At 60.0% G+C, this 16,563-nt stretch carries 14 protein-coding genes and 1 riboswitch; of the genes, 11 read left to right on the top strand and 3 right to left on the bottom strand.

All coding sequences use genetic code 11. The annotated features are described in order from the left end of the window. Positions 1 to 10 precede the first annotated feature (10 nt). Entirely contained in the window at positions 11 to 1,318 is a 1,308-nt protein-coding gene (uraA, locus tag CIC07_RS19195) for a uracil permease (RefSeq protein ID WP_076356758.1), read from the bottom strand. Between the two features lie 280 nt (positions 1,319 to 1,598). Then, positions 1,599 to 1,716: riboswitch (SAM riboswitch) on the top strand. 133 nt (positions 1,717 to 1,849) lie between these two features. Between uraA and metA the strand changes: the two genes are divergently transcribed. From metA to mqnC, 4 genes are all read left to right on the top strand, one after another. After that, entirely contained in the window at positions 1,850 to 2,767 is a 918-nt protein-coding gene (gene metA, locus CIC07_RS19190) for a homoserine O-acetyltransferase MetA (protein WP_076353819.1), read from the top strand. 63 nt (positions 2,768 to 2,830) lie between these two features. Continuing rightward, positions 2,831 to 4,000 carry an aminotransferase class I/II-fold pyridoxal phosphate-dependent enzyme gene (locus CIC07_RS19185; RefSeq protein ID WP_076353821.1) on the top strand — a complete coding sequence of 390 codons (1,170 nt, stop codon included), beginning with the start codon at positions 2,831 to 2,833 and terminating at the stop codon, positions 3,998 to 4,000. Further along, complete coding sequence (locus tag CIC07_RS19180; protein WP_076353823.1) at positions 3,997 to 5,184, top strand: trans-sulfuration enzyme family protein; 1,188 nt, start codon at positions 3,997 to 3,999, stop codon at positions 5,182 to 5,184. Before CIC07_RS19185 ends, CIC07_RS19180 begins: the two co-directional genes overlap by 4 nt. Positions 5,185 to 5,532: 348 nt before the next feature. Next, complete coding sequence (mqnC, locus tag CIC07_RS19175; protein ID WP_076353825.1) at positions 5,533 to 6,666, top strand: cyclic dehypoxanthinyl futalosine synthase; 1,134 nt, start codon at positions 5,533 to 5,535, stop codon at positions 6,664 to 6,666. Positions 6,667 to 6,878: 212 nt separating this feature from the next. On the opposite strand, the gene CIC07_RS19170 is transcribed toward mqnC, so the two are convergent. Next, a complete protein-coding gene (locus tag CIC07_RS19170) occupies positions 6,879 to 7,988 on the bottom strand; it encodes a GGDEF domain-containing protein (RefSeq protein ID WP_094248194.1) in 1,110 nt (369 codons plus the stop codon). A gap of 214 nt (positions 7,989 to 8,202) precedes the next feature. On the opposite strand from CIC07_RS19170, the gene ytxC reads away from it, so the two are divergent. From ytxC to CIC07_RS19155, 3 genes are all read left to right on the top strand, one after another. Further along, positions 8,203 to 9,144 carry a putative sporulation protein YtxC gene (gene ytxC / locus CIC07_RS19165; protein WP_076353829.1) on the top strand — a complete coding sequence of 314 codons (942 nt, stop codon included), beginning with the start codon at positions 8,203 to 8,205 and terminating at the stop codon, positions 9,142 to 9,144. 330 nt (positions 9,145 to 9,474) lie between these two features. Further along, a complete protein-coding gene (gene thrS / locus CIC07_RS19160) occupies positions 9,475 to 11,412 on the top strand; it encodes a threonine--tRNA ligase (RefSeq protein ID WP_076353831.1) in 1,938 nt (645 codons plus the stop codon). A 77-nt stretch (positions 11,413 to 11,489) separates the two neighbouring features. Continuing rightward, a complete protein-coding gene (locus CIC07_RS19155) occupies positions 11,490 to 12,212 on the top strand; it encodes a 3D domain-containing protein (protein WP_076353833.1) in 723 nt (240 codons plus the stop codon). A 17-nt stretch (positions 12,213 to 12,229) separates the two neighbouring features. Here the strand turns inward: CIC07_RS19155 and CIC07_RS19150 are convergent, their stop codons facing one another. Next, complete coding sequence (locus tag CIC07_RS19150) at positions 12,230 to 12,688, bottom strand: Lrp/AsnC family transcriptional regulator (protein WP_048748710.1); 459 nt, start codon at positions 12,686 to 12,688, stop codon at positions 12,230 to 12,232. A gap of 427 nt (positions 12,689 to 13,115) precedes the next feature. Here CIC07_RS19150 and liaF point away from each other — a divergent pair, with 427 nt between their 5' ends. The 4 genes from liaF (at position 13,116) to CIC07_RS19130 (ending at position 16,492) form a co-directional block, all read left to right on the top strand. Continuing rightward, positions 13,116 to 14,228 carry a cell wall-active antibiotics response protein LiaF gene (gene liaF / locus CIC07_RS19145; RefSeq protein WP_076353835.1) on the top strand — a complete coding sequence of 371 codons (1,113 nt, stop codon included), beginning with the start codon at positions 13,116 to 13,118 and terminating at the stop codon, positions 14,226 to 14,228. A 9-nt stretch (positions 14,229 to 14,237) separates the two neighbouring features. After that, the gene (locus CIC07_RS19140; protein ID WP_076353837.1) at positions 14,238 to 15,275 is read left to right on the top strand and encodes a sensor histidine kinase; all 1,038 of its coding nucleotides are present in this window, start codon (positions 14,238 to 14,240) and stop codon (positions 15,273 to 15,275) included. After that, entirely contained in the window at positions 15,272 to 15,928 is a 657-nt protein-coding gene (locus tag CIC07_RS19135; protein WP_076353839.1) for a response regulator, read from the top strand. Before CIC07_RS19140 ends, CIC07_RS19135 begins: the two co-directional genes overlap by 4 nt. 144 nt (positions 15,929 to 16,072) lie before the next feature. After that, positions 16,073 to 16,492: a YugN family protein gene (locus CIC07_RS19130; protein ID WP_076353841.1), complete on the top strand. Its 420-nt coding sequence runs from the start codon at positions 16,073 to 16,075 to the stop codon at positions 16,490 to 16,492. The last annotated feature ends 71 nt before the right edge of the window (positions 16,493 to 16,563 follow it).

Raw genomic sequence — 16,563 nt, 5'->3', positions numbered from 1 at the left:
GAAGATGATATCAGTGCCCTTCCGTTCCATCCTTTTCGTTGGAGAGGCCGGTCACTTCGAACAGCTTGAACAGCAGGCTGAACACGACGGCGACCACGGTGGCAAGCGCCATGCCGGAGATGGAGAAGTCGCCGAATGTCAGCTTCACGCCGCTGAGGCCGGTCACAAGCACGACTGTCGTCAGGAACAGGTTCGACGGCCGGCCGTAGTCGACCTTCTCCTCGATCAGGATGCGCAACCCGGACGCCGCGATGACTCCGAACAGCAGCAGGGAGACGCCGCCCATGACCGCCGGCGGAATGTTGGCCACGAGCGCGGAGAACTTGCCGAAGAAAGAGAGCAGGATGGCGATGAGTGCCGCGCCGCCGATGACGAAGGTGCTGTAGACGCGGGTGATGGCGAGCACGCCGATGTTCTCGCCGTAGGTCGTATTCGGAGTTGCTCCGACGAAGCCCGATACGATCGTGCTGAGGCCGTTGCCGAGCAGCGAGCGGTGCAGGCCGGGATCCTTGGACAGGTCCTTGTTCACGATGTTGCCGGTGACGACGAGATGGCCGACATGCTCGGCGATGACGACGAAGGCGGCCGGCAGGATGATGGCGACCGCGTTCCAGTCCAGCACCGGCATGGTCGCTTGAGGCGCCTGCAGCCATCCGGCCGCGGCGATCGCATCGCCCGCTTCATGCGTCATTCCCATGAAATAGGCGACGGCATAACCGGTGACGATGCCGATCAGAATCGGAATGATCTTCAGGAAGCCGCGGAAGAGCACGGAGCCGAAGACGGTGACGAGCAGCGTGATGATGGAAAGGGCGATGACTTTCGAATCGGGCGTCCATGAAGCCGCCTTCGCCGCATCCGGGGCGATCCAGCCGGCCATGCGCGCGGCTACCGGCACAAGCTCGAGCCCGATGACGGCGACGATGGCGCCCATAGCCGCCGGCGGAAAGACGATATGGATCCATCCCGTGCCCGCCGCCTGCACGATGAGGGCGACGATGGTGAAGACGATGCCCGCCGCGATGAAGCCGCCGAGCGCCGCCGCGTAGCCTCCGCCGGAAGCGTGGGCCGCGATGACCCCGGACGCCGGTCCGATGAAGGCGAAGCTGGAGCCGAGGTAGGCCGGGATGCGGCCTTTGGTGAGGAGGATGTAGAACAGGGTGCCGATGCCGTTCATAAGAAGGCAGATGGCTGGATCCACGCCCAGGATGTTGGGCACGAGCACGGTGGAGCCGAACATGGCGAACAGATGCTGCAGGCTGAGGAGAAGGCCCGGACCGAGTGGCGGCCTCTCCAATACTCCGATTTCACGCTTCAAATTCATGACGCCCCTTTTTCTCGATTTTTTTAATGAGGGAACAACGGCAGATGCGGTCCATTCTTCCCTCTCTCCGCAATCGCGTCGCCTGCATGGCTGATGTAGAAGCCGTACCGCTGCAAGCGGACAAAACTTCGTTGATTTTATCCGTTTCTGCCGGTTTTAGCAATGGGAAATATTTTGGGGCGGCGCGGCTGGATGCAATTCGCTTCTTGACGGCCCGCCTAGGTATCCAGTATTGTAGGTACAGAAGCCGAACGGCCAATTGAATATCGATACTTTCTTATCAAGAGTAGGCGGAGGGACCAGCCCGATGAAGCCCGGCAACCGGCGTGCGAACGCACGGTGCTAATTCTTGCGGATGCGCGTGCGGCAGCGGCGTGTCTGGGAGATGAGAGAGGCGCATGCGTTTCCGTCCATAGAACCCTGCGACCCTTTCTCAAGCGCGAGAAGGGGTCTTTTTGCATGCATCAGCGCCTGTAGCCCCTCCCCCTGGGATATGATCCAATACATGAAAAAGGAGTGACAGGCATGCCGATCAAAGTACCCGACCATTTGCCCGCCAAGGAGGTTCTGGCGGAAGAGAATATATTCGTCATGGACGAAAGCGTCGCCTACCATCAGGATATCCGCCCGCTGCGGATCGCAATCCTCAACCTGATGCCGAACAAGGAGACGACGGAGACGCAGCTGCTCCGCCTCATCGGCAATACGCCGCTGCAGGTGGAGGCTGTCCTGCTGCATCCGCGCACGCACACGTCGAAAAATACGTCGTCGGATCATCTGCAATCGTTCTACAAGACGTTCGACGAGATCGCCCATCTGTATTTCGACGGCATGGTCATCACCGGCGCCCCGGTGGAGCAGCTGGCTTTCGAGGAAGTGAACTACTGGGAAGAGCTGAAGGACATCATGGACTGGAGCCGCAGCCACGTGACTTCGACCTTCCACATCTGTTGGGCCTCACAGGCCGGCCTGTACCATCACTACGGCGTGCCCAAGTACGATCTCGACCAGAAGATCTTCGGCGTGTATCCGCACACGGTGGAGAAGCGCGGGGTCAACCTGCTGCGCGGCTTCGACGAGATGTTCTTCGTGCCGCAGTCGCGCCACACGGAGGTCCGCCGAGAGGATATCGAGGGCATCGCCGATCTCGACATCCTCTCGGAATCGCCGGATGCCGGCGTATACCTCGTCGCCTCCAAGGATGGGCGCCAGATCTTCGTCACCGGCCATTCCGAATACGATCCGGAGACGCTCAAGTACGAATACGACCGCGACATCGCCAAAGGCATGGATATCGCCCTGCCGATCAACTATTATCCCGGCAACGATCCGTCCCGCAAGCCTCTGTCCACCTGGAGGGCGCATGCCAACCTGCTGTACTCCAACTGGCTGAACTATTACGTCTACCAGCAGACGCCATTTGATCTCGGAGCCCATATATAGTCCGGAATCCGGCCGTTTGAACCCATTCATCCCACTTTATTGAAGCGAAGGAGCCAGCAGCCCATGAAGATCGAAAGCCGCCTTGCCCAAATCGGATCCATCGAAGAGCCCGTCACCGGATCGATCAGCTATCCCATCTACCAGGCGACCGCCTACCGGCATCCTCGCCTCGGCCAGAGCACCGGGTTCGATTACGCCCGCACCAAGAGCCCGACCCGCAGCGTCCTGGAGGAAGCGGCCGCAGAGCTCGAATCCGGCGACGCCGCATTCGCCTGCAGCTCCGGCATGGCCGCCCTGCAGACGATCTTCGCCATGTTCAGCCAGGGCGATCATCTCATCGTCTCCCTCGACCTGTATGGAGGCACCTACCGGCTGCTGGAGCGGATCATGTCGCGCTTCGGCGTCACGACCTCCTACATCGACACGAACGATATCGAGGGGATGGAGAAGCTGCGCCGTCCGGAGACGAAGGCGGTGCTGATCGAGACGCCCACCAATCCGCTCATGATGGTGACGGATATCAAGGCGGCATGCGATTGGGCCAAGGACAAGGGCCTGCTGACGATCGTGGACAATACGCTTCTGACCCCGTTCTTCCAGCGTCCGCTGGAGCTCGGCGCGGACATCGTCATCCATAGCGCGACCAAATATCTGGGCGGACATAACGACGTCCTCGCCGGACTCATCGTCACCAAGGGCGAGGAGCTGTCGAAGGAAATGGGCATTCTGCACAATTCCATCGGAGCGGTGCTCGGGCCCCAGGATTCCTGGCTGCTGATGAGAGGCATGAAAACGCTCGCCCTGCGCATGGAGCGCCATCAATACAACGCCACGCGGCTGGCTGAATATCTCCAAGGACATCCCGCCGTCTCCGAAGTGTTCTATCCCGGTCTCAAGGACCATCCCGGACATGAGATCCAGAACCGACAGTCCTCCGGCAACACCGGCATATTCTCCTTCAAGGTCAAGGATGCCCGCTGCGTCGAGCCGATTCTGCGCCATATCAAGCTCATCGCTTTCGCCGAAAGCCTCGGCGGCGTGGAGTCGCTGATGACGTACCCGGCCGTCCAGACGCATGCGGACATTCCGGAGGAGATCCGCCGCGCCGTGGGCGTGGACGACCGGCTGCTGCGCTTCTCCGTCGGCATCGAGCATGCTGACGATCTCATCGATGATCTCGGGCAGGCTCTGGAAGCCGCGCGGACCGAGATTGAAGGCGGTGTGCAGGCATGAGCGGACAGGGCAGCCAGCCGGAAAACGGGCGCGCCGCGGACAAGCGGCGCTTCGCCACGAAGCTGATCCACTTCGGCTCCGAGGTGGACGAGTTCACGGGCGCCTCCAGCACGCCGATCGTGCAGGCGTCGACGTTCCATCACCACGATATCTACAGCCCGCCGAAGCATGACTACAGCCGCTCGGGCAATCCGACCCGCGCGGCCGTCGAGGAAGCGATCGCCCTGCTGGAGGGAGGGAACCGCGGGTTCGCCTTCGCCTCCGGCATGGCGGCCATCTCGACCTCCTTCCTGCTGTTGTCGGCGGGGGATCATGCGATCGTGACGGAAGACGTCTATGGAGGCACCTACCGCTTCCTGACGACGGTCCTGAGCCGGATGAACATCGAGACGACGTTCGTGGACATGACGGATCTGGATGCGGTGAAGGCGGCGCTGAAGCCGAATACCCGCGTCGTCTTCATGGAGACGCCGTCCAACCCGACGCTCAAGATTACGGATATCGCCGCCGTGGCGTCATGGGCCAGGGAGCACGGCCTGCTGACGATGGTGGACAACACCTTCATGAGTCCGTACCACCAGCGTCCGCTGGAGCTCGGCGTCGACATCGTGCTGCACAGCGCGACGAAGTTCCTGGGCGGCCACAGCGACGTGCTTGCGGGCCTCGCGGTTACGGCGGACGAAGAGCTCGGCAAGCGCCTCTACGCCCTGCAGAACGGCCTTGGAGCGGTTCTGGCTCCGCAAGAGGCCTGGCTGCTCATGCGCGGCATGAAGACGCTGCAGGCGCGCATGGACCAGAGCGAGAGCAGCGCGCGGAGACTGGCGGACTGGCTGTCCCGGCATCACGGCGTCGGCCGCGTGTATTATCCGGGGCTGCCGGACCATCCGGGCCGCGAAGTCCACGAGCGCCAGTCGCTCGGCTACGGCGCCGTCGTGTCCTTCGACACCGGCAGCGCGGCGAGGGCCAAGGAAGTGCTCAGCAAGGTGCGTCTGCCGATCGTCGCCGTCAGCCTAGGCGGAGTCGAGAGCATTCTATCCTATCCGGCGATGATGTCGCATGCGGCCATGCCTCCCGAGGTGCGGGCGCAGCGGGGCATCGGCGACGGCCTGCTGCGCTATTCGGTCGGGCTGGAGCATATCGACGACTTGATCGAGGATCTCGAGGAAGCGCTGCGGGAATCCTGACCGGAGCATTCGGCACCGCCGCATTCGGCGGTGCTCTTTTTTGCGGCGTCCCAATAGCTGGTGACCGATATGCGGATAGGGAGCGGATTTCGGGCTTCATTGGCACAGCCCGGCCGATTTGGGAACGGGCCAAAACGCCCTTGAGAGGCGATATGGAGCGTTCTTGAGGCGGCAAGCCGGATTTTAGCTTCTCCTTCTCACCGTAGCTGGAGATTCGTCGTCTTTTTGGAGAGTGACGATGGGGCCTTGTTCATGTTAGGATTAGGTTGTGAAAATAGGAACGTACTTTGTGAAATCGGGAACAATTACGGCCGGGAACGACCCGGCTCGCATAGAGGAGGCTGCCGGATGCAACAAGTGGACCGCGTGCTGGATAAGGCGCTGCAGGGTGAGAGGATCAGTCTCGAGGACTGCATCGTGCTTCTGGAATCGGACGAGATCGAGAAAATGGGACGAGTCGCAAATGAGCTCATGGTGCGCAGGCATCCCGAGCCGATCGTGACGTTCAACATCGGACGCAACATCAACTACACCAATATTTGCGACGTATACTGCCGCTTCTGCGCCTTCTACCGCCCTCCGGGCTCGAAGGAAGGCTATGTGCTGCCGGACGAGACGATCCTGCAGAAAATCCAGGAGACGGTCGATGTCGGCGGCGACGAGATCCTGATGCAGGGAGGGGTCAATCCCGATTTGCCTTTCCAGTACTATCTCGATATTCTGCGCAAGATCAAGGACCGCTTCCCTGAAGTGACCATGCACAGCTTCTCGCCGGCGGAAATCCAGAAGATGAAGGTGCTCTCCGGCTTGTCGCTGGACGAGACGCTTCGCGAGCTGCACGAGGCGGGACTCGATTCCTTGCCTGGAGGCGGCGGCGAGATTCTGGACGACCGCACCCGCCGCAAGATCAGCCGGCTGAAGGGCTCCTGGACCGACTGGATGGACACGATGAAGGCGGCTTGGCGCAACGGCATGAACACGACGGCGACGATGGTGTACGGATTCGGGGAATCGATGGAGGAGCGCGCCCTGCATATGCTGCGCGTCCGCGAAGCGCAGGATGAATGCAAGGCGCTCGGGTATCCTTCTCCCGGCTTCCTGGCCTTCATCACCTGGCCTTTCCAGCCGGACAACACGAACCTCAAGCGGGAGAAATCCAAGCCGGAGGAATACCTCAAGATGGTGGCCATCAACCGCATCATGCTGGACAATATTCCGAACATGCAAGCGAGCTGGGTGACGATGGGTCCGGAGATCGGCAAGCAGTCGCTCTCGTACGGAGTCAACGACTTCGGCAGCACGATGCTGGAGGAGAACGTCGTGTCCGCGGCGGGCACGACCCACAAGGTCAACATTGAGCTGATTCTCCAGTATATCCGGGAGGCGGGCAAGATTCCCGCACAGCGCAACACGCGCTACGACATTCTTCGTGTCTTCCATGACGGAGAGCATGCCGAACGCGACTTCGTGATGCAGAACTAGACGGTTGGCCTCGACGCGGGTCCCGGCGGATCGCTCCCAGCGATTCCCGGCGGACCCGCGTCTTTTTTTGCATGCGCCGTGGATTCGGAGCTGCCGAGAAGCGGCTCGGGGCACGGATGCACGAAAGGACCTCGGGTGCCGCAAGGCATCCTCTGCTGCTGAAAAAACAGCCCCATTGCCACCTGGAAGGAGGCAATGGGGCTGTATGGCGTTCAGGAGAAGCTTGCCTGGGCCACATCCGCTTCTTCCGCGATGATGATGCGGTTTTTGCCGGAGGACTTGGCGGCATAGAGGGCTTTGTCGGTTCGGGCAAAGAAATTCTCCTTGCCTTCGTCGGCATAAGCGGAGAAACCGATGCTCACCGTTATGCGGCGGGTTCCCAGCTTGTCGTATACGGCTGAAGAAATCTTGGTCTGCATCGCCTCCAAAATATGAAGGGACTTCTCCGCCGCTCGGTCCGTGAAGATGACGGCAAGCTCCTCGCCGCCGTAGCGGGCGACGAAATCGTTCATGCCGGCCTGGGCGCGGACGATCTCCGACACTTTCTTCAGGACGAGATCGCCGGCCCGATGGCCGAACTGATCGTTGACGCTCTTGAAGTTGTCGATGTCGATCAAGGCAAGCTGCAGCGGCATTCCGCTGGCATCATGGTGGTCGATCAGCTTGTCGAGGTATTCATGGAACGTGATATGGTTGTACAGTTCCGTAAGCGCGTCCGTCTTGGCCAGCTTGTCCATGATCGTGTTCTTGACCATCAGCTCCTGATTGAAGCGCGATGTATGGATGTAATACTGGCGCATTTCCTTGCCTCTCGTAATGACTCCCCAAGCCACAAGGCTGAATGCCCCCATCATGGCCGTAATGGAAAGCATGCCGACCAGGGAGATATCGAGGTTGTCGTTGAAGAAGTAGAGGCAGAACAGGGAAAGCAGGCAAAGGACGTCGGCAAAGACGAGCTTTTTGGAGGAGAAATAAAAAATGGAAACCAGCACGGGCAGAAACAGCGCAATGACGATATAGTTCACTTCGATATTGATTTCAACAATGATGAAGGTCATGAGAGCGGAAGCGACCAGAAGCGAATAATCGCGCAGTCTCTCGGACAAATAGCGGATAGCAAATTCCGCCCCGACCAACACGGAAAGATGAAGCAAGGTTGGGAGCAGAATGTATTTCTTGAAGAAGATTCCCGAAGCAAGCGGAGTGATGAAGGCCAGATACAAGAATTCGAATAAGATCATTAAACCGAGCAGGCACCAGAATCCGTTCATCAGCATCCGGTTCCAGCGCGCTCGGGTGAAGTCCAGCAATTGATCGTCCAAATAGAGTCACTCCAGCATGCAAGCTTGGTTACACGTTAATCAATATACCATGAAAAGATCGCCAATCCAATCCTCATTATGAATAGAAAATGTCCGCAGAACCACCTTTTTCCTCCTCCGGAAAATGCTTATTCCAGGGCTCATGCGCTCCTCCCCGCCGAATATCCGACCATGCCGGGCATATACTAAAGGGAAGGAAAGGAGTTGAGCGCGCATGGAGCTGCTTGTTGTGGATCTCATCGCGGAGGAAGAAGACCGCGGCGAGGCCTTGTGCCGCGAGCTGAACGGGGCAGGCTCCGGCTTGGCGGAAGGTGCGGAGCGATTATGGGACTGGTCGCCGGGAGCGTCCGGCCGCAGCCTGATCTGCACGGCCCGGCTTCCCGGATTCTCTCTCTCCGAGCACGGAGGGCTTGTCTATGCGCAGGCTGCAGCCAGGCTGTCGGGCTACATCGTCGAGCGTTGCGAGCCTGTGCTCATCCGCACGATCATCCGCAAGCAATTTCATTATACCGGCGACGAAGAGATCGCTACGATAGAGCAGTGCTGCAGGCTGGTCCTGTCCGGCGAGCAGTGGCAGATCGAGGAGCCGCATCCGCTCGCGGGAGGAGAGGCGAGCAGCCGTGGGCAGCGGGAGGCCAGAGTGGCCGCCGAGCTGGAAAGCTTCCTCGCGGAGAATACGCGCCTCAACCTCCAGGGATTCGTGACGTTCAGGCTGCAGGGCTATTGGCAGGAGCTGCGCGAAGCGGCGGAGTATGCGGTCGAGGAATACGTCATGGATAAGCAGTACCAGGAATTCATTTCCCTGCTCAAATATTTCGTGGCGGTGCAGCCGAGCCGCCGCAGGCTGGTCCATGTCGTCCAGGACGACGGCCAGGAGATCCAGCTTCTGGACGCGGATTTCCTTCCGCTGGACACCCGCTCCGAGGACCGCGCCATCGCCGAGCTGGTGGATGCCGAGCTCAATGTGGAGGATATGGTCCTGAGCAGCCTGATTACGGCGGCGCCGGCCTCGATCCGGATCCATACCCCGACTCCGGACCACCAGGTCATCCGTACGATCCAGGCTATTTTCGAGCAGCGCGCCGAAGTATGTCCAGGCTGCCGCGAATGCGGAATCGGGGGTGCCTCCCAGGCTTCGGGCGCCGGAGAGCCTTGACGGGAAACGTTCCGCTTCTATATAATGTGGTCAAAGCATTGATGAAGACATGCGGCGTTTGACGCGCGTCCCAGAGATAGGAATCCCGGCTGAAAATTCCTAACGCAGGCGCAAGCGGCCGTACCCCTTCGAAGCTGCATGATGGAACCCGGACCTGTCCGGTAAGTAAATGATGCCGGCCTAATCCCCGTTACCGGATCCCAGAGAACGCCTCGGCGTTGAATTAGGGTGGAACCACGGGTCTGAACGTACAGCACTCGTCCCTTTGCGGGACGCAGTGCTTTTTTGCGTCCTTAGGATCCTATTTATAAATCAGGAGGCGTCATGACAATGGCAATCGAAATCAAGCTTCCCGACGGCGCGGTCCGTGCTTACGAGCCGGGAGCGACGATCGAGGACGTAGCGGGATCCATCAGCTCCGGACTGCGGAAAAACGCGGTGGCGGGCAAGCTGGACGGAAAAGTCGTGGATTTGAACACGGAGATCAAGGACGGATCGCTGGTCGAAATCGTCACGCTCGACTCGGCGGACGGACTGGAGGTATACCGTCACAGCACGGCCCATCTGATGGCTCAAGCGATCAAGCGCATCTATGGAGAGAAGACGGTCAAGCTGGGCATCGGTCCGGTCATTGAGGACGGCTTCTATTACGATATCGATCTGGAGCAGTCCATCACCCCTGAGGATCTGGAAAAGATCGAGAAGGAGATGGAGCGGATCATCAAGGAAGATATTCCGATCCGCCGCCGCGAGGTCAGCCGCGAAGAGGCTCTGGCGACATTCGAGAAGATGGAAGACCCGCTCAAGCTGGAGCTGATCCGCGACCTTCCGGAGGGCTCGGTCATCACCATCTACGACCAGGGCGAGTTTTTCGATCTGTGCCGGGGGCCGCATCTGCCGTCCACGGGCAAGATCAAGGCGTTCAAGCTGCTGAGCGTTGCCGGAGCCTACTGGCGCGGCGATTCCAAGAACAAGATGCTGCAGCGGATCTACGGTACCGCATTTCCGAAGAAGGCGCAGCTGGACGAGCATCTCCATCTGCTCGAAGAAGCCAAGAAGCGCGACCACCGCAAGCTCGGCCGCGAGCTGAAGATGTTCACGTTCTCCAAGGAAGTGGGACAAGGCTTGCCGATCTGGCTGCCCAACGGCGCACGCGTCCGCCGCACGCTGGAGCGCTATATCGTCGACCTGGAAGAGAAGCTCGGCTACCAGCATGTCTACACGCCGGTGTTGGCCAATGTCGAGCTGTACAAGACGAGCGGGCACTGGGAGCACTACAGCGAGGACATGTTCCCCAAGATGGTCATGGACAACGAGGAGCTCGTGCTGCGTCCGATGAACTGTCCCCACCACATGATGGTGTTCAAGAGCGACATGCGCAGCTACCGCGACCTGCCGATCCGCGTGGCGGAGCTCGGCACGATGCACCGCTACGAAATGTCCGGCGCCTTGACCGGATTGCATCGCGTCCGGGCCATGACTCTGAACGACGCGCATATCTTCTGCCGTCCCGATCAGATCAAGGAAGAATTCGCGCGTGTCGTCAACCTGATCCGCAAGGTTTACGAGGACTTCGGCATCAAGGAATACCGGTTCCGTCTCAGCTACCGGGATCCGCAGGATACGGAGAAGTACTTCCAGAACGACGAGATGTGGGAAATGTCGCAGCGCATGCTGCGCGAAGTCGTCGAGGAGCTCGGCCTGCCGTTCTTCGAGGCGGAGGGAGAGGCGGCCTTCTACGGTCCCAAGCTCGACGTGCAGATCAAGACGGCTCTCGGCAAGGAAGAGACGCTCTCTACCGCTCAGCTGGACTTCCTGCTTCCGGAACGCTTTGAGCTCGAGTATGTCGGCGAGGACGGCAAGAAGCATCGTCCGGTCGTCATCCACCGCGGCATCATCAGCACGATGGAGCGCATGACCGCATTCCTGCTGGAGAACTTCGCCGGCGCCCTGCCGCTCTGGCTGAGCCCACAGCAAGCGCGCGTCATTCCGGTATCCCAGGTGTACGAAGGTTACGCCCGCCAAGTCGAGGAGCAGCTGCTTGCGGCAGGCATCCGCGCCGAGAGCGACCTGCGCAACGAGAAGCTCGGCTACAAGATCCGCGAAGCCCAGCTGGAGAAGATTCCTTACATGCTGATCGTCGGCGAGAACGAAGCCGGAGCCGGCACGGTCTCGGTGCGCAAGCGCGGAGAAGGGGACATCGGGGCGAAGCCGGTAACCGAGCTTGCAGCGGAGCTTGCAGAGGAAATCGCCCAAAAAACCGTTTAATTGAAGCGATTTTCGACAAAAACTGAATAAGGCCTGCGGGCAGTGGGTAACCTCCGTTTAAAGGGGAGATTACTGACATGCCCACAGGCTTTTTGTTGTACCGAAAATCCATCCATCTTCTCGTTGCCGCCGCGATCGTCGCCCTCGTCCTCGACTCGGGCCGCGTGACGGTCATAGCCGATTCGGAGTCCGAGGCCGCGCCTCGCAAGCTGGAGCAGAAAAAAAATGCTGAAACCGTTCCAAAGCGTACCGGCGTGCGTCGTTCCGATCCGAAAGCGGCGGACAAGCCGGCGCCGCCGCAGCCCGCTGTCGCACAACGGTCGGCGCCGCCTGGAATTACGGATGCGGCCTCGTCCGCGCCGGAGCAGCCGCAGCAGGACGGGCTGGCGCCGGTGAAGAGCATCTCGGTGCTGGCGACAGGGTATACGGCCGGAATCGAATCGACCGGCAAGAGGCCCGGACATCCGCTGTACGGCATTACCCGTTCAGGCGTCAAGGTCATGCGGGGGCAGGTGTCGACGATCGCCGCGGATACGAAGGTGCTTCCGATAGGGACGCTGCTCTTCATACCCGGATACGGGTATGGTGTCGTGGCGGACACGGGCTCCAAGATCAAGGGGAAGCGGATCGACCTTTACTTCGACACGACCCGCCAGGTCTACAAGGAGTGGGGAAAGAAACAGGTTACGGTGCAGGTGATCCGATACGGCTCCGGCAAGCTGGACCAGCGCATGCTGAACCGGCTGAACGAAACGGTGAAAGCCGGCGGCGTGCAGGAGCCGAAGAAAATCAAGCTATAAAAAAACGCCGGCCGGCCTTAAACGTCAAGGCCGCTGGCGGATTTGAATTTGCGGATCATAAGCTGGGTCTGCACATTGACGACCCCTTCCAGCACGTAAAGCTTGTCGTACAAAAACTTCTCGAGCTCGTTCTCGTCCCGCAGCAGGGCGTGGACATGCAGCGTGCTGGAGCCGGTCATCTGATAGATGTTGACGACCTGCATCTCCTCCGACAGCTGCTGCCCGACGGTGTCGACGCAGCGCGGCTCGACCTGGACCTCGAAGAAGGCGGATACCGTACGGCCGAGCTTGGCCACGTTGACCCGGACCGTGAAATGCTCAAGCACGCCGCTCTCCAGCAGGGATTCGACCCGCTTCTGGATGGCGACGCGCGAGAGGCTCAGCGTTTCCCCGATCTTGGCGTAAGGCATCCTTCCGTTCTCTAGGAGCAGCTGCACAATCTGTTGATCGATATCGTCCAAATGGGGGAGTTTCATTGAAGCGGACTCCTTTCGCAACCTTGATCTCGTGTTAATAAACATAACATAATCATTCGGCATTGAATAGTCATTTTTTGATTTCGAACAGCAAGCTTGCCCCACCGATTTGACGCTTTACGTAATTAAATCGCTGCCATTCCGCGGATGTGAAAGCGAAGGAGCCACATTGTAGCCATGCAGGAATGAATGTAATGTTATCTATATGTTAGATTTGGAGCATTAAGAAGGCCGCATTGTTTCCCGCTTGCGCCTTCCTGTCTCTGCCACTCGCGGCAGAGGCTTTTTTTTGTTTCCTATATTTAGTGCTTGCCTCCGCCTGCAGACGGAGAAGGGAATCAACCGGCAGACTCTACCTGCATGTCGGGCGGCACGGTATAATGAGGACACGAAAGCAGATGACAAACGGCAAGGAGATGTCGATAGCATGAAACAAACCCATATATGCCGGGTCCTCGGAGGACTGGCCATAGCGGCAGTCGGCGGCCTGTTCATCCTCCACCAGATGGGGATGCTCGGCTTCCAGCATCTTGACATCGGAGGGTTCATCAGCCGGTATTGGCCGCTTGTTCCGCTCTTGATGGGGTTGTCCACGCTGTTCTCGGGAGGATCGCTCTGGGCCGGCGCGGCGATGGTGCTGTTCGGACTCGTGATGCTGGGGCGCAACATGGGATTTTCGTACTGGTCGTTCGGCGACGCGGCGCAGTTCCTGCTCCCTGTAGTCGCCATTGTGTTCGGACTGCGGATGGTGTTCTCGCGCGGCGGCCGCCGGCAGCGTCATGAAGAACCGGAAGACGACGGCGAATGGACCTCGTACACTTCCTATCAAGGTCCCGTTCCCCCGGCTCCTCCGCTGCATCCCGACCCGCTGCATCCGGATGCGGGACCCGGACGGCCGGGAGAGGGCGGAAGGCCCGGGAAGGACGGACAGCCGCCATATGGCGGCCAGGGTCCGGCCGGCAATGCCGCAGGCGGATACGAGGAGCGGGGGGCCGGCTGGTCTCCGGAGCCGGACCGGCCGATGGACTGGAAGCGGGCCAAGCATGAATTCAAGCAAGCCAGGCGCGAATACCGGGATGCGCATCGCCGCCACCGCCATCACGGCCATGGCCGCGGCAGCCATCATCATGGCCGCACGGAATGGTGGAACACGGATCCGAACGCTCAGACCCGCTCCAACTTCATCGGGGATATCCATCTCGGCCATGATTACTGGGATCTCGTTCCGCTCAACATCTCCCATTTCATCGGAGATACCGTGCTGGATCTGACCCGCGCGAACATTCCGGCGGGAGAGACGAAAATTACGATCAGCTCTTTTATCGGAGATGTGAAAGTATTCCTTCCCGCCGACTCGGATGTCGGCATCCAGGTCGTATCCAGCGCCTTCATCGGCGATTCCAAGGTGCTTGGACGCAAGGAAGGCGGGATGTTCCAGCATTCGGATACGCAGAGTCCGAGCTTCCGCGAATCGGAACGAAAGATCAAGCTGGTGTGCAGCACATTTATCGGAGATGTCCGGGTGACGAAGGTAGGGTGAGGTCGGGACGTGGTCGTAAAGCTGCTTAGAAGCGGCAGGCTGGAGCTGATATCGTTCTTCGTGCTCAGCACGGTCGTGCCATGGTGTGTCATGTACTGGATCAAGCAAGGATGGATGCACGAAGCGTCTTCCGGCCAGCTGTGGCTGACGGGCACGCTTCTGTGCCTGATTGTCAGCGTCGGCCTCGGATATTGGATCGGCAAGCGACAGCAGAACCGCATCGACGCCGTGCATCTGGCGCTCAAGCAGGCTGCGAGCGGCAATCTGGCGGCTCGTCTGCCGGAGGGGGAAGGGTACTCGCTGGCGGGAGCTTACCGCGAGTTCAACCTGATGGCCGAAACGCTGGAGAGGAAGCTCCAGGTCATGCAGCGGCAGAACGAGATCCGCGTGCTGCAGCAGGCGGCATCCAATGAGGAAGCCGTACTGGAGGAGCGCAAGCGGCTGGCCCGGGACCTGCATGATACCGTCAGCCAGCAGCTGTTCGCCATTCATATGTCGGCCTCTTCCCTGCCCAAGCTGCTCGAGATCAGTCCCGAGCGGGCCGGCGACGTCATGAAACAGCTCATCACGATGTCCTCTCATGCTCAGAAGCAGATGAGAGGTTTTATCGCGCAGCTGCGGCCGCTGGAGCTGGAGGGCCGCTCGCTCGAGGATGCTCTGGCGCGCTGGTTCCCGGATTACTGCAGGCAGAACGGCCTGCAGGGCTTCCTTGACTGGAGGGTCGAGGAAGAGGTTTCCGAGGCCAAGGAGCATCAGCTCTTCCTGATCGTGCAGGAAGCGATGGCCAACGTCGTGAAGCATGCGGGGGCCGGCAGCGTCACGCTCTCGTTGTCGGATACGCCGAGCAGCCTGACCTTGGTGCTGCAGGACGACGGCCAGGGCTTCCGGGCGGATCAGGTCCGTCCGGGCTCCTACGGCCTCTCGACGATGCAGGAGCGGGCGATGCAGCTGGGCGGAGATGCGGCCATCATCAGCAAGCCGGGAGGAGGCACGCGGATCCGCGTGTCCCTGCCGAAATACGGAACAGAGGAGCGAGGAGAACAATGACGGGAACCGAATGCTGCCGGATCATGATCGTGGACGACCATGACATGGTCCGTACCGGACTGAGGACTTATTTGATGCTGGAGCCCAAATTCGAGGTGGTCTCGGAAGCGGGCAGCGGCGAGGAAGCGCTGCGCCTGCTTGACGGCATGGAGGAGCTTCCCCATCTCGTCCTGATGGACCTGATGATGCCGGGCATAGACGGCGTAGAGGCGACGCGCCGCATCACGGAGAATTTTCCGTCCGTAAAAGTCGTGCTCCTGACCAGCTTCCTGGAGGATGAGAAGGTCGTCGCGGCCGTCGAGGCCGGAGCAGTCAGCTACGTGCTCAAGACGGTCAGCTCCGAGGAGCTGATCTACGCGCTCAGCGGCGCGCTGCGGGGCATGCCCGTCATGACGGCGGATGTCTCGCAGGCGCTCACCCGCGGGCTTCGCCAGCGCTCCGCGCAGATCGTCGACGAGGGCTTGACGGAGCGGGAGAAGGAAGTGCTGCTTCTGGTCGCGGAAGGCCAGGCCAACAAGGAAATCGCCGAAGAGCTTCATATCAGCATCAAAACGGTTAAGACACATGTAAGCAACCTGCTGATGAAATGCGAGGTCGATGACCGGACGCAGCTGGCGGTCTATGCGCATCGCAAAGGATGGGTCAAATCCTGATCGGCCGGCGGCCGGATTCGAACGGAAGCCTGGCATGCGGAAGGGTTGGGGACGAAGACATGGCCGTCCGTCAGCTCTCCGGCACATAACGCCCGATCCGGCAGGGAATGCTGACCATATCGAAGCTGACAAGGAGAGATATCCATGATTGAGATTGCATCCCCATTGGAATCGACCGAGCATGACTTCGTACAGATCAAGCGCGTGCTGGATAAGCAGGGCTTCGTGCTGGGAGGCAACTGGGATTACGGCAACGGGTCCTTCGACTTGAATCTGGACGAAAAGAACAAGGTATGGCTGCGCTTGCCGTTCGACGTGCTGCGCGGCAACGTGGACGACCAGACGGAGGACAACGACGCCTCCATCAAGCTGACGACTCCGTACGTGCTTCGCCATCTGTACCGGGAAGGCAACGATCCGGAAGCGAAGATGCGCACGGTAGGCGCGCTGTTCGACCAGTTCCAGGCGCCCGTCGACCCCGATGCCGACGTCGCTCCGGAATGGGTGGAGAAAGCCAAGCAGGTGCTTGACGACGCCGAGGCGCAGCTCAACGTTCCCCGCTGAATCTATCTTTTGGGCAAGGCCTTTGACCCGTCCAGGCGGAATCAAAGGTTTTTTATTTTGTCTTATGCCCT

Source organism: Paenibacillus sp. RUD330 (assembly GCF_002243345.2).
Lineage (GTDB): Bacteria > Bacillota > Bacilli > Paenibacillales > Paenibacillaceae > Paenibacillus_O.
This window is presented reverse-complemented; position numbering and strand designations above follow the sequence as displayed.